This window comes from Erwinia plantamica (assembly GCF_043420595.1).
Lineage (GTDB): Bacteria > Pseudomonadota > Gammaproteobacteria > Enterobacterales > Enterobacteriaceae > Erwinia > Erwinia aeris.
This window is the reverse complement of the sequence record NZ_JBGCUC010000005.1, coordinates 1-18105: the sequence shown is the minus strand read 5'-3', so window position 1 is coordinate 18105 and position 18105 is coordinate 1. Positions and strand designations below refer to the sequence as shown.

At 57.4% G+C, this 18105-nt stretch carries 21 protein-coding genes; 13 read left to right on the top strand and 8 right to left on the bottom strand.

From position 1 onward, the window contains the following. The first annotated feature begins 20 nt into the window (after window positions 1-20). The 9 genes from ileS to AB3U87_RS06075 all read left to right on the top strand — a co-directional run bounded on the left by ileS (window position 21) and on the right by AB3U87_RS06075 (window position 9470). Complete coding sequence (ileS, locus tag AB3U87_RS06115) at window positions 21-2828, top strand: isoleucine--tRNA ligase (RefSeq protein WP_301252443.1); 2808 nt, start codon at window positions 21-23, stop codon at window positions 2826-2828. After that, window positions 2828-3337, top strand: a complete 510-nt coding sequence (gene lspA / locus AB3U87_RS06110; RefSeq protein ID WP_253455375.1) for a signal peptidase II — start codon at window positions 2828-2830, stop codon at window positions 3335-3337. Before ileS ends, lspA begins: the two co-directional genes overlap by 1 nt. Next, window positions 3330-3800: an FKBP-type peptidyl-prolyl cis-trans isomerase gene (gene fkpB / locus AB3U87_RS06105; protein WP_253455374.1), complete on the top strand. Its 471-nt coding sequence runs from the start codon at window positions 3330-3332 to the stop codon at window positions 3798-3800. The genes lspA and fkpB overlap by 8 nt, the downstream gene beginning before the upstream one ends. Then, entirely contained in the window at window positions 3781-4734 is a 954-nt protein-coding gene (gene ispH, locus AB3U87_RS06100; RefSeq protein ID WP_253455373.1) for a 4-hydroxy-3-methylbut-2-enyl diphosphate reductase, read from the top strand. Before fkpB ends, ispH begins: the two co-directional genes overlap by 20 nt. 214 nt (window positions 4735-4948) lie before the next feature. Next, window positions 4949-5134, top strand: coding sequence for a YegP family protein (locus AB3U87_RS06095; protein ID WP_125290526.1), 186 nt, complete (start codon window positions 4949-4951; stop codon window positions 5132-5134). 80 nt (window positions 5135-5214) lie between these two features. Then, window positions 5215-7353, top strand: coding sequence for a lysine decarboxylase LdcC (locus AB3U87_RS06090; protein WP_394148700.1), 2139 nt, complete (start codon window positions 5215-5217; stop codon window positions 7351-7353). 74 nt (window positions 7354-7427) lie between these two features. Continuing rightward, the gene (locus AB3U87_RS06085) at window positions 7428-7814 is read left to right on the top strand and encodes a VOC family protein (RefSeq protein WP_125290528.1); all 387 of its coding nucleotides are present in this window, start codon (window positions 7428-7430) and stop codon (window positions 7812-7814) included. Between the two features lie 49 nt (window positions 7815-7863). Continuing rightward, window positions 7864-9165 (top strand): tRNA lysidine(34) synthetase TilS, encoded by a 1302-nt coding sequence (tilS, locus tag AB3U87_RS06080; RefSeq protein ID WP_394148699.1) that lies wholly within the window; start codon window positions 7864-7866, stop codon window positions 9163-9165. After that, window positions 9162-9470, top strand: coding sequence for a c-type cytochrome (locus tag AB3U87_RS06075; RefSeq protein WP_253455370.1), 309 nt, complete (start codon window positions 9162-9164; stop codon window positions 9468-9470). Before tilS ends, AB3U87_RS06075 begins: the two co-directional genes overlap by 4 nt. A gap of 36 nt (window positions 9471-9506) precedes the next feature. Here AB3U87_RS06075 and rof read toward each other — a convergent pair whose 3' ends face one another. Both rof and AB3U87_RS06065 read right to left on the bottom strand, forming a co-directional pair. Then, entirely contained in the window at window positions 9507-9767 is a 261-nt protein-coding gene (rof, locus tag AB3U87_RS06070; protein ID WP_301289610.1) for a Rho-binding antiterminator, read from the bottom strand. Continuing rightward, on the bottom strand, window positions 9754-9954 hold the full coding sequence (locus tag AB3U87_RS06065; RefSeq protein ID WP_125290532.1) for a YaeP family protein: 201 nt from the start codon (window positions 9952-9954) through the stop codon (window positions 9754-9756). The genes rof and AB3U87_RS06065 overlap by 14 nt, the downstream gene beginning before the upstream one ends. Before the next feature lie 129 nt (window positions 9955-10083). On the opposite strand from AB3U87_RS06065, the gene AB3U87_RS06060 reads away from it, so the two are divergent. Genes AB3U87_RS06060 through AB3U87_RS06050 form a run of 3 tightly spaced genes read left to right on the top strand, consistent with a single transcriptional unit; the run spans window position 10084 to window position 11480 of the window. After that, window positions 10084-10635 (top strand): YaeQ family protein, encoded by a 552-nt coding sequence (locus AB3U87_RS06060; RefSeq protein ID WP_394148698.1) that lies wholly within the window; start codon window positions 10084-10086, stop codon window positions 10633-10635. Then, window positions 10632-11054, top strand: a complete 423-nt coding sequence (gene arfB / locus AB3U87_RS06055; protein WP_253455368.1) for an alternative ribosome rescue aminoacyl-tRNA hydrolase ArfB — start codon at window positions 10632-10634, stop codon at window positions 11052-11054. Before AB3U87_RS06060 ends, arfB begins: the two co-directional genes overlap by 4 nt. 21 nt (window positions 11055-11075) lie before the next feature. Then, entirely contained in the window at window positions 11076-11480 is a 405-nt protein-coding gene (locus tag AB3U87_RS06050; protein WP_301252447.1) for a copper resistance protein NlpE N-terminal domain-containing protein, read from the top strand. 31 nt (window positions 11481-11511) lie between these two features. On the opposite strand, the gene proS is transcribed toward AB3U87_RS06050, so the two are convergent. The 6 genes from proS to metN form a co-directional block, all read right to left on the bottom strand. Continuing rightward, a complete protein-coding gene (gene proS / locus AB3U87_RS06045) occupies window positions 11512-13230 on the bottom strand; it encodes a proline--tRNA ligase (RefSeq protein WP_253455366.1) in 1719 nt (572 codons plus the stop codon). A 106-nt stretch (window positions 13231-13336) separates the two neighbouring features. Beyond that, window positions 13337-14041: a tRNA (N6-threonylcarbamoyladenosine(37)-N6)-methyltransferase TrmO gene (gene tsaA / locus AB3U87_RS06040; protein ID WP_301252449.1), complete on the bottom strand. Its 705-nt coding sequence runs from the start codon at window positions 14039-14041 to the stop codon at window positions 13337-13339. Next, complete coding sequence (rcsF, locus tag AB3U87_RS06035) at window positions 14038-14442, bottom strand: Rcs stress response system protein RcsF (protein WP_253455364.1); 405 nt, start codon at window positions 14440-14442, stop codon at window positions 14038-14040. The genes tsaA and rcsF overlap by 4 nt, the downstream gene beginning before the upstream one ends. Window positions 14443-14593: 151 nt before the next feature. Then, window positions 14594-15406, bottom strand: coding sequence for a MetQ/NlpA family lipoprotein (locus tag AB3U87_RS06030; RefSeq protein ID WP_253455363.1), 813 nt, complete (start codon window positions 15404-15406; stop codon window positions 14594-14596). Window positions 15407-15436: 30 nt separating this feature from the next. Then, the gene (locus AB3U87_RS06025) at window positions 15437-16090 is read right to left on the bottom strand and encodes a methionine ABC transporter permease MetI (RefSeq protein ID WP_125290540.1); all 654 of its coding nucleotides are present in this window, start codon (window positions 16088-16090) and stop codon (window positions 15437-15439) included. Further along, the gene (metN, locus tag AB3U87_RS06020) at window positions 16083-17114 is read right to left on the bottom strand and encodes a methionine ABC transporter ATP-binding protein MetN (RefSeq protein WP_253455361.1); all 1032 of its coding nucleotides are present in this window, start codon (window positions 17112-17114) and stop codon (window positions 16083-16085) included. Before metN ends, AB3U87_RS06025 begins: the two co-directional genes overlap by 8 nt. Before the next feature lie 180 nt (window positions 17115-17294). Between metN and gmhB the strand changes: the two genes are divergently transcribed. Then, entirely contained in the window at window positions 17295-17855 is a 561-nt protein-coding gene (gene gmhB / locus AB3U87_RS06015; RefSeq protein WP_253455360.1) for a D-glycero-beta-D-manno-heptose 1,7-bisphosphate 7-phosphatase, read from the top strand. Window positions 17856-18105 lie beyond the last annotated feature (250 nt).

Here is an 18105-nt window from a genome sequence, read left to right as displayed (position 1 = left end):
AATACGGAATCGAGAATCTGATGAGTGACTATAAATCTACCCTGAATTTGCCGGAAACGGGGTTCCCGATGCGTGGCGATCTGGCCAAACGCGAACCGGGAATGCTGCAACGTTGGTATGCTGACAATCTGTACGGCATCATCCGCGAAGCCAAAAAAGGGAAAAAAACCTTTATCCTGCATGACGGCCCTCCCTACGCGAACGGCAGCATTCATATTGGTCACTCCGTCAACAAGATTCTGAAAGACATTATCGTTAAGTCCAAAGGCCTGGCGGGCTTCGATTCGCCTTATGTGCCGGGCTGGGACTGCCACGGTCTGCCTATCGAACACAAGGTCGAGCAGATGATCGGCAAGCCGGGCGAGAAGGTCACGGCGGCTGAATTCCGCGAGGCGTGCCGTAACTATGCGGCAGAGCAGGTTGAAGGCCAGAAAAAAGACTTTATCCGTCTTGGCGTGCTGGGCGACTGGGATCGTCCTTACCTGACGATGAATTTCCAGACCGAAGCCAATATCATTCGCGCGCTGGGCAAAATCATCGGCAACGGCCACCTGCATAAAGGCGCCAAGCCGGTGCACTGGTGCCTGGACTGCCGCTCCGCGCTGGCGGAAGCAGAAGTGGAGTACTACGACAAAACCTCGCCTTCTATCGACGTGATGTTCAACGCGGTAGATGCCGACGCCGTGCGTGCTAAATTCGGCGCTGACAGCGTAGAAGGCCCGATCTCGCTGGTTATCTGGACCACCACGCCGTGGACCATGCCGGCTAACCGCGCTATCTCTCTGCACCCTGAATTTGACTACCAGCTGGTGCAGATCGAAGGGCGCGCGCTGATCCTGGCGAAAGATCTGGTGGCAAGCGTGATGAAACGTGCCGGCGTCAGCGACTGGCAGGTGCTGGGCGAAGCCAAAGGCGCGGCGCTGGAGCTGCAGCCTTTCCGTCATCCTTTCCTCGACATCACTTCTCCGGTGGTGCTGGGCGAGCACGTAACGCTGGAAGCGGGTACCGGTGCGGTGCATACGGCACCAGGCCACGGCCCGGACGACTACGTTATCGGACAGAAATACGGTATCGAAGCGGCCAACCCGGTCGGGCCGGATGGACGCTACCTGCCGGGTACTTACCCGACGCTGGATGGCGTAAACGTCTTTAAAGCCAACGATATGATCGTTGAGCTGCTGCGTGAAAAAGGCGCGCTGCTGCACGTGGAAAAACTGCTGCACAGCTATCCGCACTGCTGGCGTCACAAAACGCCCATCATTTTCCGCGCCACGCCGCAGTGGTTTATCAGCATGGATCAGAAAGGCCTGCGCGAGCAGTCGCTGAAAGAGATCAAAGGCGTGCAGTGGATCCCGGACTGGGGCCAGGCGCGGATCGAATCTATGGTTGCCAACCGTCCCGACTGGTGTATTTCACGCCAGCGCACCTGGGGCGTGCCGATGGCGCTGTTCGTGCATAAAGAAACCGAGCAGCTGCATCCGGATACGCTGGCGCTGATGGAAAAAGTGGCGCAGCGCGTCGAGCAGGACGGCATCCAGGCCTGGTGGGATCTGGACGCGAAGGAGCTGATGGGCGACGACGCGGAAAACTACGTCAAGGTGCCGGATACGCTGGACGTATGGTTCGATTCCGGCTCCACCAGTTACTCGGTGGTGGATGCGCGTCCGGAATTTGAAGGCCACACGCCGGATATGTATCTGGAAGGCTCGGATCAGCATCGCGGCTGGTTTATGTCCTCGCTGATGATTTCCACGGCGATGAAAGGCAAGGCGCCTTATCGCCAGGTGCTGACGCACGGTTTTACCGTGGACGGTCAGGGCCGCAAGATGTCCAAGTCGATCGGCAACACCGTGTCGCCGCAGGACGTAATGAACAAGCTGGGCGGCGATATTCTGCGCCTGTGGGTGGCTTCTACCGACTACTCCGGCGAAATGGCAGTATCGGACGAAATCCTGAAGCGCTCTGCGGATGCCTATCGTCGTATCCGTAACACCGCGCGCTTCCTGCTGGCTAACCTGAACGGCTTCAACCCGGAAACGGATATGGTCAGCCCGGAAGAGATGGTGGTGCTGGATCGCTGGGCCGTAGGCCGCGCGAAAGCCGCGCAGGATGCGATTGTCGCCTCTTACGACAGCTACGACTTCCACGAAGTGGTGCAGCGTCTGATGCAGTTCTGCTCGGTTGAGATGGGCTCCTTCTACCTGGATATCATCAAAGACCGTCAGTACACCGCCAAAGCCGACGGCCTGGCGCGTCGCAGCTGCCAGACCGCGCTCTACTACATCGCGGAAGCGCTGGTGCGCTGGATGGCGCCGATCATGTCGTTTACCGCGGATGAAATCTGGAACGAGCTGCCGGGCAAACGTGAGAAGTATGTCTTTACCGAAGAGTGGTTCGACGGGCTGTTTGGTCTGGCGGAAAGCGAGTCGATGAACGATGGTTTCTGGGCGGAGCTGCTGAAAGTGCGCGGCGAAGTCAACAAGGTCATTGAGCAGGCGCGCGCCGACAAGCGCGTGGGCGGCTCGCTGGAAGCGACCGTCACGCTGTATGCCGACGCCGACCTGGCGCAGAAGCTGACCAGCCTGGGCGACGAGCTGCGTTTCGTGCTGCTGACTTCCGGCACCCAGGTCGCGGATTATGCGCTGGCCACGTCCGAAGCTCAGCAAAGCGAGCTGGTAAAAGGCCTGAAGATCGCGCTGCATAAAGCGGAAGGCGAGAAGTGCCCGCGCTGCTGGCACTACGCGACCGATATCGATCGGGAAGCGCAAATCTGTGGCCGCTGCGTCACCAACGTCAGCGGCGCTGGCGAACAGCGTAAGTTCGCCTGATGAACAGGCCGATTTTTTCGACCGGACTGCGCTGGCTGTGGCTGGTGCTGGTGGTGATCGCCGTCGACTTCGGCAGCAAGCAGTGGATTATGAATACGCTGATGCTGCACGAGTCGATGTCGGTGATGCCGTTCTTTAACTTTTTCTACGCGCACAACTACGGTGCGGCGTTCAGCTTCCTGGCGGATAAAGGCGGCTGGCAGCGTTGGTTCTTCGCCGCGATTGCGGTGGCGATTGCCGTCGCGCTGCTGGTGATGATGTACCGCACCGAAGCCAGCAAGAAGCTGAACAATATCGCTTACGCGCTGATTATTGGCGGCGCGTTGGGCAATCTGTTCGATCGCGCTTACCACGGCTTTGTGGTCGATTTTATCGACTTCTACGTGGGCGACTGGCATTTTGCCACGTTTAATATTGCAGACTGCGGCATCTGTATCGGTGCCGCGCTGATCGTGCTGGAGGGCTTTTTAACGCCCGCCGGCAAAGCGAAAAGGGCAGGGCATGACTGATTCTGTACAGCGTAACAGCGCGGTGCTGGTGCATTTCACCTTAAAACTCGCCGACGGCTCCACGGCGGAATCAACGCGGGATAACGGCAAGCCCGCGCTGTTCAGCCTGGGCGACGGCAGCCTTTCCGGCGAGCTGGAAGAGCAGTTGCTGGGCCTGAAGCCCGGCGACAAAAAAGCGTTTTCGCTCGGCCCGGATGCCGCTTTCGGCCAGGCCAGCCCGGATCTGATCCAGTATTTTTCGCGCCGTGACTTTACGGAAGCGGGCGAACCGGAAGTCGGCGCCATCATGCTGTTCAGCGGCATGGACGGCAACGAAATGCCGGGCGTAATCCGCGAAATCTCCGGGGATTCGATTACCGTGGACTTCAACCATCCGCTGGCCGGACAAACGATTCACTTTGATGTAGAAGTGCTGGAAATCGATCCGGTACTGGAGGCGAACCATGCAAATCCTGCTGGCTAATCCACGCGGCTTTTGTGCCGGCGTCGATCGCGCCATCAGCATCGTAGAGCGCGCGCTGGAGATGTACGGCGCGCCTATCTACGTGCGGCATGAAGTGGTGCACAACCGTTACGTGGTTAACAGCCTGCGCGAGCGCGGCGCTATCTTCATTGAAGAAATCAGCGAAGTGCCGGACGACTCGATCCTGATCTTCTCCGCGCACGGCGTTTCTCAAGCGGTGCGGGCGGAAGCCAAAGCGCGCAACCTGACCATGCTGTTTGACGCCACCTGTCCGCTGGTGACCAAGGTGCATATGGAAGTGGCGCGCGCCAGCCGTAAGGGCACGGAAGCGATCCTGATTGGTCATGCCGGGCACCCGGAAGTGGAAGGCACCATGGGTCAGTACAGCAATCCGGCTGGCGGCATGTATCTGGTGGAGTCGCCTGCGGACGTATACAAGCTCCAGGTCAAAAACGAAGATAACCTTTGCTTTATGACCCAGACCACGCTTTCCGTGGATGACACTTCCGAAGTAATCGACGCGCTGCGCGATCGCTTCCCGAAGATCGTCGGGCCGCGTAAAGATGATATCTGCTACGCCACCACTAACCGTCAGGAAGCGGTACGCACGCTGGCGAAGGATGCGGACGTGGTGCTGGTGGTCGGTTCACGCAACTCTTCCAACTCCAACCGTCTGGCCGAGCTGGCCCAGCGCGCGGGCAAACTGGCGCGGCTGATCGATTCGGCGGACGATATCCAGGAAGCCTGGATCAAGGACGTCGGCTGCGTGGGCGTCACGGCGGGCGCTTCCGCACCGGATATTCTGGTGCAGCAGGTTATCCAGCGTCTGCGCGAGCTGGGCGGCGAAGCGGCCATCGAGCTGATCGGCCGTGAAGAGAATATCGTGTTTGAAGTGCCGAAAGAACTGCGCGTGGACGTTAAGCAGGTCGACTAACGCCTGACCGTTCGCTACAGCCCGAAGGGAAACATTAATACCGTTTTCGCTTCGGGCTTTTTTTATTCTGCCTCATCACGCCTCTTATTCAGTCTCTCCGACTTTCTCTGCGTAATAAAAAGTTAAACAGATCAACTTTTCTAATGTTTTGGCTTGATTCCGTGAGCGAAGCTGTTTGTTATAGCGTCAGGAACAGTAAAAACAGGAGGGAAATATGGGTCACTACGAAGTAAGAAAATCAGACAAGCAGACGGATCAGCCCTGGTATTTTGTGCTGGTCGCCAACAATCATGAAATTATCGCCACCAGCGAGATGTACGCCAGCAAGCAGGGCGCGCTGAACGGCATTAAGTCCGTACGGGCCAATGCGCCTTCCGAAGAGGTGCGCGACAGGAGCTAACCCCGGCGGAGGCGATTTTTCTGCCTCCGCTGTTCAACTTCGCTATGCTTACCCCTTGCCGTTATTGTAAGGAGTCCGCATTGAATATTATCGCGATTATGGGACCGCACCACGCGTTCTATAAGGATGAACCCATCCGCGAACTGGATGGCGCGCTGGCCGCCCAGGGTTTTCAAACTATTTATCCTAAAGACGCTGGCGATCTGCTCAAGCTGATTGAACACAATCCGCGTATCTGCGGCGTAATTTTCGACTGGGACGAGCACGGCTTCGATCTGTGCAGCGAAATAAATCAGCTGAATGAATATCTGCCGCTGTACGCGTTTATTAATACGCACTCGACGATGGACGTCAGCGTTAATCAGATGCGCATGGCCATCTGGTTTTTTGAATATGGTCTGGGCGCGGCGGAAGATATCGGGCAGCGTATCCGCCAGTACACCGATGAATATATCGATACCATTACGCCACCGCTGACGAAGGCTCTGTTCACCTATGTGAAAGAAGGGAAATATACCTTCTGCACGCCGGGCCATATGGCGGGCACCGCGTTTCAGAAAAGCCCGGTCGGCAGTTTGTTTTACGATTTCTTCGGCGGCAACGCGTTAAAAGCGGACGTGTCGATTTCGGTCACGGAGCTGGGCTCGCTGCTTGACCACACCGGCCCGCATCTGGAGGCGGAAGAGTATGTCGCCCGCACCTTCGGCGCCGAGCAAAGCTATATGGTGACCAACGGCACCTCGACCTCCAACAAAATCGTCGGTATGTACGCCGCACCGTCGGGCAGCACGGTGTTGATCGATCGCAACTGCCATAAATCCTTAACGCACCTGCTGATGATGAGCGATATCGTACCCATCTGGCTGAAGCCAACGCGCAACGCGCTGGGCATTCTTGGCGGCATCCCTAAGCGGGAGTTTACCCGCGAGAGCATAGCGCAAAAGGTGGAGCAGACCGAACGCGCCAGCTGGCCGGTGCACGCGGTTATCACTAATTCCACCTATGACGGGCTGCTCTACAGCACCCGCTACATCAAAGAGACGCTGGACGTGCCGTCGATCCACTTTGATTCCGCCTGGGTGCCGTACACCAATTTCCATCCTATCTATAACGGGCTGAGCGGCATGAGCGGCGACCGCACGCCGGGTAAGATCATCTACGAAACCCAGTCCACCCATAAGCTGCTGGCCGCTTTTTCGCAGGCCTCGCTGATCCATATTAAAGGGGAGTACGACGAACAAACCTTTAATGAAGCCTATATGATGCACACCACCACCTCGCCGAACTATCCCATCGTGGCGTCGATAGAAACGGCGGCGGCGATGCTGCGCGGCAATCCGGGCAAGCGGCTGATTAATCGCTCCGTAGAGCGCGCGCTGCATTTCCGGCGCGAAGTTCAGCGGCTGCGAGAAGAATCCGAAGGCTGGTTCTTCGATATCTGGCAGCCGGAAGGCGTCGACGAGCCGCAGTGCTGGCCGATCCAGCCGGGCGAGGAGGACTGGCACGGCTTTAACGATGCCGATGCCGATCATATGTACCTCGATCCTATTAAGGTAACGATCCTGACGCCGGGCATGAGCGAGCAGGGCGTGATGGCGGATGAAGGGATCCCGGCGGCGCTGGTGGCGAAATACCTCGACGAGCGCGGCGTGGTGGTGGAAAAAACCGGGCCTTACAATCTGCTGTTCCTGTTCAGCATCGGCATTGATAAAACCAAGGCGATGAGCGTGCTGCGCGGCCTGACCGAGTTCAAGCGCGCTTACGACCTTAATCTGCGGGTCAGAAACATGCTGCCGGATCTTTATGCGCAGGCGCCGGAGTTTTATCGCAATATGCGCATTCAGACGCTGGCCCAGGGCATTCATAATCTGATCCGCGATCACGATTTGCCAAGGCTGATGCTTCAGGCCTTCGATAAGCTGCCGGAAATGAAGCTGACGCCGCACCAGATGTTCCAGCAGCAGGTGAAAGGCAATGTGGAAACGGTAGACCTCAGCAAATTAGTCGGGCGAGTATCGGCCAATATGATCCTGCCTTATCCGCCGGGCGTGCCGGTGGTGATGCCGGGCGAGATGATCACCGAAGAGAGCCGCGCGGTGCTCGACTTCCTGCTGATGCTCTGCACCATCGGTCGTCACTATCCCGGTTTCGAAACCGATATTCATGGCGCCACCCTGACCGACGAAGGGCAGTATCTGGTTCGCGTGCTGAAAGCGTAGTTCCGGAATTGTGCCATTGTCCTGTGCTTCCGGTCTGCGTAAGGTAGCCGGAAGCTTTTATTCAGGAGAAAGATATGTTTATCAGGAAAGTGCACCATATCGCTATTATCGCCAGCCATTATGAAACCAGTAAGGCTTTCTATTGCGACGTGCTGGGTTTTACGCTGATGGGTGAAGTGTATCGGGAAGCGCGGGATTCCTGGAAAGGCGATCTGGCGCTGAACGGCGAGTACGCTATTGAACTGTTTTCGTTTCCTTTTCCGCCTGCGCGGCCGGACGGCCCGGAAGCCTGCGGCCTGCGCCATCTGGCGTTCAGCGTGGAGGATATCGAGGCGGCAAAGCAGCATCTTGAAGAGAAGGGCGTCAGCTGCGAGGCGATCCGCGTCGATCCGCTGACCGACAAGCGCTATACCTTCTTTAAAGATCCGGACGGTTTGCCGCTGGAGCTGTATCAGGCGTAAAATAGCGCCTGGCCGCTGTCGGCCGGGCCTTTTTGCTTCAGGGATTTGCATGTCACTGTCCGATCTTCAACACCATCTTGCCGGACAACGGCAGCTGCTGGTGGCCTTCAGCGGCGGCCTGGATTCCAGCGTGCTGCTGCACCAGCTGGTCTGCCTGCGTCAGCAGCTCGCCCTCACTTTACGCGCCATTCATATTCATCACGGCCTTAATCCGCTGGCGGAAAGCTGGGCGACGCACTGTCGGCAGCAGTGCGCGCGCTGGCAGGTGGCGCTGGAAGTGGTGTATGTGCAGGTCGACGGGCGGGAAAAAGGCATAGAGGCGGCTGCCCGCGAGGCGCGCTATCAGGCGTTTCGTCAGCACCTTCAGCCCGGCGAATGTCTGTTGACCGCGCAGCATCTGGACGATCAGTGCGAAACGCTGCTGCTGGCGCTGAAAAGAGGCAGCGGGCCGGCCGGGCTGGCCGCTATGCCCGTCAGCGTCAGACTTGATTCGCATCTGCACCTGCGGCCGCTGTTGACGCAGACGCGAGCGCAGCTGGAGCAGTGGGCGGCAGAACATCAGCTGAGCTGGGTTGAGGACGACAGCAATCAGGATACGCGCTACGACCGTAATTTCCTGCGTCAGGTTATTCTGCCCGAACTGAGCGCGCGCTGGCCTCATTTTGCCCGCGCGGCGGCGCGCAGCGCGGCCCTGTGCGGCGAGCAGGAACAGCTGCTGGATGAGCTGCTGGCTGAATCGCTCCGTTCGCTAATGGATGAAAAGGGCGCGCTGGCGATAGCGCCGCTGGCCGCGATGAGCGACAGCCGACGCGCCGCGCTGCTGCGACGCTGGATAGCGCAGCATCAGGGGCTGATGCCTTCGCGGGATGCGCTGGCGCGTATCTGGCAGGAAGTGGCCTGTAGCCGTGAAGATGCGGAGCCGCGCCTGCTGTTGGGCAATGTTGAAATCCGGCGCTTTCGCGGCCGCCTGTACTGGCTGCCGGTCGCCGTATCTGTCCGTGATGAGGTGCTTGCCTGGCCTTTGACGTCTTTATCGCTGGCGCTGCCGGCTAAAATGGGCAGGCTGGTACGCGGTGACACAGGCACAAAAGTGCGGGTGCCGCAGGCTGACGAGGCGGTCAGCGTGCGCTTCCAGGCGCAGGGGAAAATACATATTGTCGGACGCGCGGGCAGTCGGCCGATAAAAAAAATCTGGCAGGAGCTTGGTGTGGCCCCGTGGCTGCGCGAGCGCACGCCGCTGCTGTTTTATGGCAATCAGCTGATTGCCGCCGTGGGCGTCTTTGTTACCCGTGAAGGCGATCCGAAAGAGCAACCCGGCTGGCAAATCAGCTGGCAACAGGATGAGCAATGAAAAAAGTAATCGCGTCGGCGCTGCTGCTGGCGATCAGTTTCCCCGCGCTGGCGGGCAACGCGCAGAGCGGCCAGCAAAAAGCCGCCAGCTGTCAGGGCTGTCACGGCGCCGCAGGCAAAGCCGCCGTGTCGCTGTATCCCAATCTGGCGGGCCAGAATGCAGACTATCTCGATCACTCGCTCCACGCCTATCAAAAAGGCGAGCGCAGCGGCGGCCAGGCAGAGGTGATGAAAGCTTTCGTAGCGGGACTGAGCGATGAGGATATGGCGGATCTGGCGGCTTACTATGCGGGCCTGAAGCCCTGACGACGGAGGGCGGAATAGCTTCCGCCCGATTGGGGGTTAGTCAGACTCGCTGACCACGACGGTACCCAGTTCAGGGTGGCTGAAACTGGCGATATGATCCAGACGCAGCTCGCGGATCTCGCCTGAGAGATCGACGACCAGGTATTCCACCTTCTTGCGCAACAGCATATCTATGGCCTTTGCCTTCAACTGCTCGCCGTCCTTCAGCGCCAGCGCCAGCGTCAGCTGTTTCTGGCAGGCAAGTTCCAGATTGTCGTAATCATCGCAGTTGATCGGTTGGTATTCATTCGTCAACATAATCGCTCACCAATAAGTTAGCAGCAGCAAAAGCTGCCTGTTCCCTGATTGAAGAGTGTAGCTCAGGATTTGCGGCTACCTCATTCAGTGCTTTTAAAACGCAAGCTATCGCGTCCGGCACGTATCCCAGATCGCCGCTGCCGATTTCAGCATATTTACGACGAACTAATTCACAATACTTTTGCACATGCACCTCAAGAATTTTCTTTGGCGACCTGACGACTATAACACAGGATTTCACGGGAAATCAGCCAGGCGGAGCGTGATTTGCTGCCCGCACGGGTTACAATGCCCGACAACGACTATAAGGAATACCATGGCACTTAAAGCGACAATTTATAAAGCCACCGTCAACGTGGCCGATATGGACAAAAACGTGTTTCTGGACAGCGTGCTGACGCTGGCCCGACATCCTTCCGAAACGGAAGAAAGGTTGATGCTACGTCTGCTGGCGTGGCTGGTTAACGCGCATGAAAGGCTGACCTTTACGCGCGGCCTGAGCGCGGAAGACGAGCCGGAAATCTGGCTGATGAACGATCACAACGGCATTGAGGTCTGGATAGAGCTGGGGCTGCCGGACGAGCGGCGGCTAAAAAAAGCGTGCAATCGCGCAGCCCGCGTATACTTGTATACTTATAACGCCCGCGCCGCGCAGATTTGGTGGCTACAAAACCAGAGCAAGCTCCAGCAAGAGAATCTGACCGTGCGTTTCCTGGATGATGAACAGCTGAAGGCGCTGACGCAGCTTGCCTCGCGCTCCATGACGCTCCAGGCGACCATTCAGGACGGCACCATCTGGCTTTCCGACGAGCAGCAGCATCTGGAACTGCGCTTTACCGACTGGCTGCTCGACGGTAAACCGGCATGATCGTCCTGTCACGCCACGCGACCATTCCCGATAGCGAGCTGGAGTTAACCGCTATCCGAGCGCAGGGGAACGGCGGTCAGAACGTGAATAAAAGCTCTACGGCGATCCATTTACGGTTTGATATTCGCGCCTCCAGCCTGCCGGAGTTTTATAAAGAGCGGCTGCTGTCGGCCAGTCACCATCTGATTACGCCGGAAGGGATAGTGATTATCAAGGCGCAGGAGTATCGCAGCCAGGAGATGAATCGTGAAGCGGCGCTGAAAAGGCTGGAAAACCTGATCCAGGAGCTGACGGTAGTCGAAAAAACAAGGCGGGCCACGCGGCCCACGCTGGCGTCTAAAAAGCGGCGGCTGGAGGGCAAGGCGCGCAAAGCCACCACCAAATCGCTGCGCGGCAAAATGCGACGCGTGCCTGACTGATCGTATGACAGAGGAGGGAAAGTGAAAAAGGTTCTGATTGTTCTGGTGATATCGCTGTTCTTTGGCCCGCTGATGGGCTGTCAGAACTACGATGCGGCGGCAACGGTGCAGCCGCGCGAGGCACAGGTGCAGAACTATCGCGGCGTTATTCCCTGCGCCGACTGTGGAGGCATCCAGGTCACGCTCTCTTTAGAGCAGGGCGGGCGCTACCGTTTGCAGGAGCGCTATCTGACCGACGAACACGTTGAAAATCAGCAGCAGGGCCACTGGTCGCGCACGGCGGAAAAACTGGTGCTGGTATCGGATCAGGGAGAGAAGCGCTATTTTCGGCCGCGCGACAGCGGGCTGGAGATGACGGACGCGAGCGGCGAAGCGCTATCGACCACGCTGAACTATCGGCTGGCGCCGGTAGAAACGGGCAGCTGAAGCGGCGGACAGAACGCCCGCCGCCTGACGACTACTTGTTGATTTCGGCCAGCAGGAAATCCAGGATTTCGCCTGTTTTAATCATCTGCTTCTCGCCCGCGCGGCGGGATTTGTACTCCACTTCCTCGCTGTCGAGATTACGGTCGCCGATCACCACGGTATGCGGCACGCCAATCAGTTCCATATCGGCAAACATCACGCCAGGACGCTCTTTGCGATCGTCAAGGATCACGTCGATGCCTTTAGCGCGCAGCTGAGCGTACAGCTCTTCCGCCAGCTCCTTCACGCGGAAGGATTTGTGCATATTCATCGGCAGAATAGCCACCTGGAACGGCGCCAGCGCCGCAGGCCAGATAATGCCGCGCTCGTCATGGTTCTGCTCGATAGCGGCAGCCACGATACGCGTGATGCCGATGCCGTAACAGCCCATGGTCAGCACCTGATTGCGGCCGTCTTCGCCCTGCACGGAGGCTTTCATCGCTTCGGAATACTTGGTGCCGAGCTGGAAGATATGACCGACTTCGATGCCGCGCTTGATCAGCAGCGTGCCTTTTCCATCCGGGCTGGCGTCGCCTTCCACCACGTTGCGCAGATCGGCCACGCGCGGCAGCGGCAGATCGCGCTGCCAGTTGATGCCGGTCAGGTGCTTGCCGTCCTGGTTCGCGCCGGCGCAGAAATCGCTCATCATCGCGACGGTGCGGTCAACCACGATTGGCAGCGTCAGGCCGACCGGGCCAAGGGAGCCAGGGCCTGCGCCCGTTGCCGCGCGAATATCCTCTTCGCTTGCAAAGGTCAGCGGCGCGGCGACGATATCAATTTTTTCGGCTTTGATTTCGTTAAGCTCATGGTCGCCGCGCACAATCAGCGCAACCAGCGAATGGCCGCTCTCTTTGGTTGCCTGTACCAGCAGCGTCTTCACGGTCTTCTCAATCGGCAGCTTATGCTGTTCAACCAGCGCCGCGATGGTTTTCGCGTTCGGCGTGTCGATTTCCACCATTGGCTGGGTGGCGTCTGCACGGCTGCCGGCTGGCGCAACGGCCTCGGCCAGTTCGATATTCGCCGCGTAGTCGGAGCCGGTAGAGAACACGATATCGTCTTCGCCGCTCTCGGCCAGCACCTGGAACTCATGCGAGGCGCTGCCGCCGATGGAGCCGGTATCGGCCTGCACGGCGCGGAAATCCAGGCCCATGCGCGCAAAGCTCTGGCTGTAAGCGCGATACATATCATCGTAGGTCGCCTGCAGCGATTCCTGCGAAGTATGGAACGAATAGGCATCTTTCATGATGAACTCGCGCGAGCGCATTACGCCAAAGCGAGGGCGTACCTCATCGCGGAACTTGGTCTGGATCTGGAAAAGATTCAGCGGTAGCTGCTTATAAGAGCTCAGCTCGTTGCGGATCAGATCGGTGATCACTTCCTCGTGCGTCGGGCCAAGTACAAAAGGGCGGTCGCCGCGATCGACCAGGCGCAGCAGCTCCGGTCCGTACTGCTCCCAGCGTCCGCTTTCCTGCCACAGATCGGCGGGCTGCACGACCGGCATAGAGATTTCGATAGCACCGGCGTTGTTCATCTCTTCACGCACGATGTTTTCGACTTTTTTCAGAACGCGCAGGCCGGTTGGCAGCCAGGTATACAGCCCGGAAGCCAGTTTGCGGATCATTCCGGCGCGCAGCATCAGCTGGTGGCTGATCACTTCAGCGTCGGCAGGCGTCTCCTTCTGGGTGGAGAGCAGATATTGAGTAGTACGCATGAGTTACGATTCCAGTTAAGCAGAAAGCTACATTAAGCCAGGCTAAATAATTGCTGGCGGCTAGTGTACCAGCGTGGTCAGAGACTCAAAAGAGACAGAAGATAAATTAACGACGCTCTACGGCGGTCACCAGCGTGCCGGAGGCGTCGACGCGCCAGCGCACGTTGAAATCCAGCAGCCAGGCGGCGTATTCCCGTTCCGGCTCTTCGCCTTTGCGGTAGGCCGGACGCGGATCCTGGGCCAGCACTTCGGCGATAAAACGTTGCAGATGCGGATAGCGCGCGCCGTGCTGCGCGATCTGCTGGACGGCCTGCGGCGAAAACGCTACCGGCATAGAGGCTTCCGGCGCCTCCTGCGCGAAACCCGCGCGCGCGGCAGGGATCGACTCGGCGAAAGGCAGGTAGGGCTTGATATCCACTATCGGCGTGCCGTCAACCAGATCCAGACTGCCCAGTTCCAGCACCACTTCGCCTTTTCCCGTCCGGATGCCCTTCAGCTCTACCAGCGACATGCCGATCGGGTTGGGACGAAAGGTGGATCGGGTGGCGAAGACGCCCATGCGCGCATTGCCGCCCAGCCGGGGAGGGCGAACGGTGGGTCGCCAGCCGCCTGCCATCGTCTGGTGAAACACAAACAGCAGCCACAGATGGCTGAACGCTTCCAGCCCGCGCACCGCTTCCGGCTGATTATAGGGCGACAGCAGCCGCAGCTCGCCGCCGCCGTCCTGGATCAGGCCTGGCTGACGCGGAACCGCGAACTTCTCTTTCCACGGCGAATGGATAGTGCCAATTGGCTGGAAGGTAAAACTCATTGGCCGCTGACTTTCAGGGCCGAACCCTGGCACACCGCCTGGCGGTAGCAGCCCTGGGAATTGGTGACGATTTCACACTTGTGCAGCAGCACCGCATTGGCTTTCATCGCGGAGGCGCGGATCTGCATTCTTTTACGGGCGGTGGCGATAGCCGGCGGCGAGCTTTGTCTGCTGCTCTGGCAATCTTCGCCATAGACTTCGCCCAGATCGCGGAAAGGCTTGCTGACCAGATCGCTGGCGTCGCTGTAAAGTTTTACCGGTGCGGGACGCGGCGCGGGTTTGCTCCTGACTGGCTCAGTTTGTGCAGGCTGCTTAAAAGGCTCTACGGGCTTATAAGGCTTATGCAGCAATGAACACCCTGTCAGCGAAAGGGCTAACAAACAGAGCGGTACAACACGCATGGGAACATCCTCATTGTCGGTAAAAGAGGCGTTATTGAAGCAAGCCCGGCGGCAAATAACAAGCGCGCATAAATGAACAAAGCGGGCTGTTGCCCGCTTTGCTGAGGTGACGGCCAGGTGACCGCCAGAATAGTGTGGTACTGAAAGGAAATTACCAGCCTTTCACCGCGCCGCCGTTGAAAATCTTATTAGCCGCTTCGCTGACTTCGTCGGACTGATAGGCTTCAACGAATTTCTTCACGTTTTCAGCATCTTTGTTATCTTCACGCGCTACGATCAGGTTCACGTAAGGAGAATCTTTATCCTCAACGAAGATGCCGTCTTTGGCCGGCGTCAGGTTGATCTGGCTGGCATAGGTAGTGTTGATCACCGCCAGCGCAATTTGCTGATCGTCCAGTGAACGTGGCAGCTGCGGCGCTTCCAGCTCAACCAGCTTAATGTTTTTCGGGTTTTCTACCACGTCCAGCACGGTCGGCAGCAGGCCGATGCCGTCTTTCAGCTTAATCAGACCTACTTTCTGCAGCAGCAGCAGTGAGCGGCCAAGATTAGTGGGATCGTTCGGAATGGCAACCTGCGCGCCATTCTGCAGCTCGTCCAGCGACTTGATCTTTTTCGAGTAGCCTGCAATTGGATAAACGAAGGTACTGCCAACAGGCACCAGCTTATAGTTGCGATCTTTGATCTGCTGATCCAGATAAGGCTTGTGCTGGAAAGCATTAACGTCGATATCGCCCTTGCTCAACGCTTCGTTCGGCAGGACATAATCGTTAAAGGTGACCAGCTCTACATCCAGACCATATTTATCTTTGGCGACCTTTTTGGCGACTTCGGCAACCTGCTGCTCGGAACCTACAATCACGCCGACCTTAATATGGTTAGGATCCTTCTCTTTCTGATCGCACCCGACCAGCGCCAGCGAACCAATCAGCGCACCCACAGCGGCAATCGTTTTAAAATTAAACATATCCTTTCCTTAATCTGTAAGAAGCGTTATTTACTTGTGGGTGACAGCACGAACAATGCGGTCGCCACAGAACTGAATCAAATAAACCAGAACCACTAACAGCACCAATACGGTATTCATCACGGTGGCGTTGTAGCCGATATAACCATACTGAATACCGATTTGTCCCAAACCGCCCGCGCCGACGGCGCCGCCCATGGCCGAATAGCCGACCAGGGTGATAAGCGTAATGGTCGCCGCATTAATCAGGCCGGGAAGGGCTTCCGGCAGCAGCACTTTTTTCACGATCTGCAACGGCGTCGCGCCCATCGCCCGCGAGGCCTCAATCAGGCCATGCGGCAGCTCCAGCAGCGTGTTCTCTACCATGCGCGCGATAAAAGGCGCGGCGCCGATGGTTAACGGTACGATAGCCGCCTGTAAGCCAATCGAGGTGCCGACGATCATGCGGGTAAACGGGATCATCCAGACCAGCAGGATAATAAAAGGAATGGCGCGGAAAATATTCACCAGCGCGGATAAAAAGCGATACAGCCCGCGGTTTTCGATAATCTGGCCCGGACGCGTGACGTACAGCAGCACGCCAAGCGGCAGGCCGAGCACGAAGCCAAAGAAACCGGAAACAAAAGTCATGACCAGCGTTTCCCATACGCCACGGCAGAGCAGCAGAATCATTGCCTCAGACATAACCTAATACCTCTACCTTTACATGGTGTTCCTGCAGAAAAGCGATTGCTGTCTGCGTATCAGCCGCTGCGCCGTGCATTTCCGTCAGCATAATGCCGAACTTAACGCCGCCTGCATAATCCATCTGCGCGCTGATAATATTGTTGTTAACGTTAAAACGGCGGGCTGCTTCCGACAGCAGCGGAGCATCTACGGACTTGCCGGTAAATTCCAGGCGTAATAAAGGGACGCTTTCTGGTTTCGCCGTTGCCGACAGCCGCGCGGCATAATCCTCCGGAATATCCAGATGCAGCGTGGACTGAATAAACTGCTGTGCCAGCGGCGTCTTGGGATGAGAAAAGACTTCGCTGACCGTGTCCTGTTCAATCAGCTTGCCGTTGCTGATCACGGCGACGCGATCGCAGATGCGTTTCACCACGTCCATTTCATGGGTGATTAGCAGGATAGTGATCCCCAGGCGACGGTTGATATCTTTCAGCAGCTCCAGAATCGCTCTGGTCGTCGCCGGATCGAGGGCGCTGGTGGCTTCGTCGCACAGCAGCACTTTAGGATTGGTGGCCAGCGCGCGGGCGATAGCGACGCGCTGCTTTTGTCCGCCGGAAAGATTGGCAGGCCAGGCGTCCTTTTTATCCGCCAGACCAACCAGTTCCAGCAGCTCGTTAACCCGCGAGTCGATCTCGCTGCGGGAAAGCTTGCCCAGCTCCAGCGGCAGCGCGACATTGCCCGCAACGGTACGGGAGTTCAGCAGGTTAAAGTGCTGGAAGATCATACCGATTTGGCGGCGCGCCTGGGTCAGCTGACTTTCTGAAAAGGCGGTTAAATCCTGGCTATCCACTAACACCGTGCCTGAGGTAGGACGCTCAAGCAGATTCACGCAGCGGATAAGCGTGCTTTTCCCGGCGCCGGACGAGCCGATTACGCCATAAATTTGTCCGGCGGGCACTTCCAGGCTGACATCCGTCAGCGCGGTAATAGTGCGGGTGCCCTGTCGGAACACTTTGCTGATATTTTGAAGTTTTATCATTTTATTATCGTAATAGAGTGGGCCGTGGCAAATATTCGTCTGCACTTTCCTGCAGAGAGCTGCGAGTGGATGGTAAGGCATCCAGACGTCTGAATCAATCAATGCGCGCTTAAGGGGCATTCTCTCTGCGGATACAAACGTGCGATACTCTGTCTTAACATTAGTAGCAGGAGTTTCCACGTGACGAACAAAGTCCCCGCAATATTTCTCGACCGTGACGGTACCATGAATATCGATCGCGGCTATGTCCATGAGATCGACAACTTTCAGTTTATCGACGGCGTTATCGAAGCGATGCAGGAACTGAAAAAAATGGGTTTCGCGCTGGTGGTGGTCACCAACCAATCTGGTATCGCTCGCGGCCTCTTTACGGAAGATACCTTTATGCAGTTAACGGAGTGGATGGACTGGTCGCTGGCCGATCGCGAAGTCGACCTGGACGGCATCTATTATTGTCCTCACCATCCGGAAGGCGTAGTGGAAGAGTATCGTCAGGAATGCGACTGCCGTAAGCCGCAGCCGGGCATGCTGCTCTCTGCCCAAAAAGAGCTGAATATCGATATGGCGGCTTCTTATATAGTAGGCGACAAAATTGATGACCTGCTGGCAGGTAAAGCGGCAGGTGTAGGCACAAAGGTATTAGTGCGCAGCGGCAAGCCGGTAACGGAAGAGGGCGAAAATGCAGCAGATTGGGTGATAGATAGCCTTGCTGACCTGCCTTCGCGCATCAAAAAGCGCTAAAAAGCAGCGTTGCGAGCAAAAATAGAGCGAACGATAAAAAAGTTCATTTTTACGCTTGCCTTTCCGCGGCGCCTCCCTATAATGCGCAACCACTGAGACGGCACAACGGCTTACAGGCCAGCGGCTCAGAAGGTTCAGGAAGCTGAATCGCCGGAGAAAACTTCTGAAAAAGTGGTTGACTCTGAAGGAGGAAAGCGTAATATACGCCACCTCGCGGCAGGAAGCGAAAGCACTGGCCGCAACGCTCTTT

What these genes read in the sequence shown, in the direction of transcription:
- proS (WP_253455366.1), bottom strand. Translation starts at nt 13,230, where the DNA reads ATGCGTACTACTCAATATCTGCTCTCCACCCAGAAGGAGACGCCTGCC.
- AB3U87_RS06025 (WP_125290540.1), bottom strand. Translation starts at nt 16,090, where the DNA reads ATGTCTGAGGCAATGATTCTGCTGCTCTGCCGTGGCGTATGGGAAACG.
- arfB (WP_253455368.1), top strand. Translation starts at nt 10,632, where the DNA reads ATGATCGTCCTGTCACGCCACGCGACCATTCCCGATAGCGAGCTGGAG.
- metN (WP_253455361.1), bottom strand. Translation starts at nt 17,114, where the DNA reads ATGATAAAACTTCAAAATATCAGCAAAGTGTTCCGACAGGGCACCCGC.
- ileS (WP_301252443.1), top strand. Translation starts at nt 21, where the DNA reads ATGAGTGACTATAAATCTACCCTGAATTTGCCGGAAACGGGGTTCCCG.
- rof (WP_301289610.1), bottom strand. Translation starts at nt 9,767, where the DNA reads ATGTTGACGAATGAATACCAACCGATCAACTGCGATGATTACGACAAT.
- ispH (WP_253455373.1), top strand. Translation starts at nt 3,781, where the DNA reads ATGCAAATCCTGCTGGCTAATCCACGCGGCTTTTGTGCCGGCGTCGAT.
- AB3U87_RS06085 (WP_125290528.1), top strand. Translation starts at nt 7,428, where the DNA reads ATGTTTATCAGGAAAGTGCACCATATCGCTATTATCGCCAGCCATTAT.
- AB3U87_RS06060 (WP_394148698.1), top strand. Translation starts at nt 10,084, where the DNA reads ATGGCACTTAAAGCGACAATTTATAAAGCCACCGTCAACGTGGCCGAT.
- AB3U87_RS06075 (WP_253455370.1), top strand. Translation starts at nt 9,162, where the DNA reads ATGAAAAAAGTAATCGCGTCGGCGCTGCTGCTGGCGATCAGTTTCCCC.
- tilS (WP_394148699.1), top strand. Translation starts at nt 7,864, where the DNA reads ATGTCACTGTCCGATCTTCAACACCATCTTGCCGGACAACGGCAGCTG.
- rcsF (WP_253455364.1), bottom strand. Translation starts at nt 14,442, where the DNA reads ATGCGTGTTGTACCGCTCTGTTTGTTAGCCCTTTCGCTGACAGGGTGT.
- AB3U87_RS06095 (WP_125290526.1), top strand. Translation starts at nt 4,949, where the DNA reads ATGGGTCACTACGAAGTAAGAAAATCAGACAAGCAGACGGATCAGCCC.
- fkpB (WP_253455374.1), top strand. Translation starts at nt 3,330, where the DNA reads ATGACTGATTCTGTACAGCGTAACAGCGCGGTGCTGGTGCATTTCACC.
- AB3U87_RS06030 (WP_253455363.1), bottom strand. Translation starts at nt 15,406, where the DNA reads ATGTTTAATTTTAAAACGATTGCCGCTGTGGGTGCGCTGATTGGTTCG.
- lspA (WP_253455375.1), top strand. Translation starts at nt 2,828, where the DNA reads ATGAACAGGCCGATTTTTTCGACCGGACTGCGCTGGCTGTGGCTGGTG.
- tsaA (WP_301252449.1), bottom strand. Translation starts at nt 14,041, where the DNA reads ATGAGTTTTACCTTCCAGCCAATTGGCACTATCCATTCGCCGTGGAAA.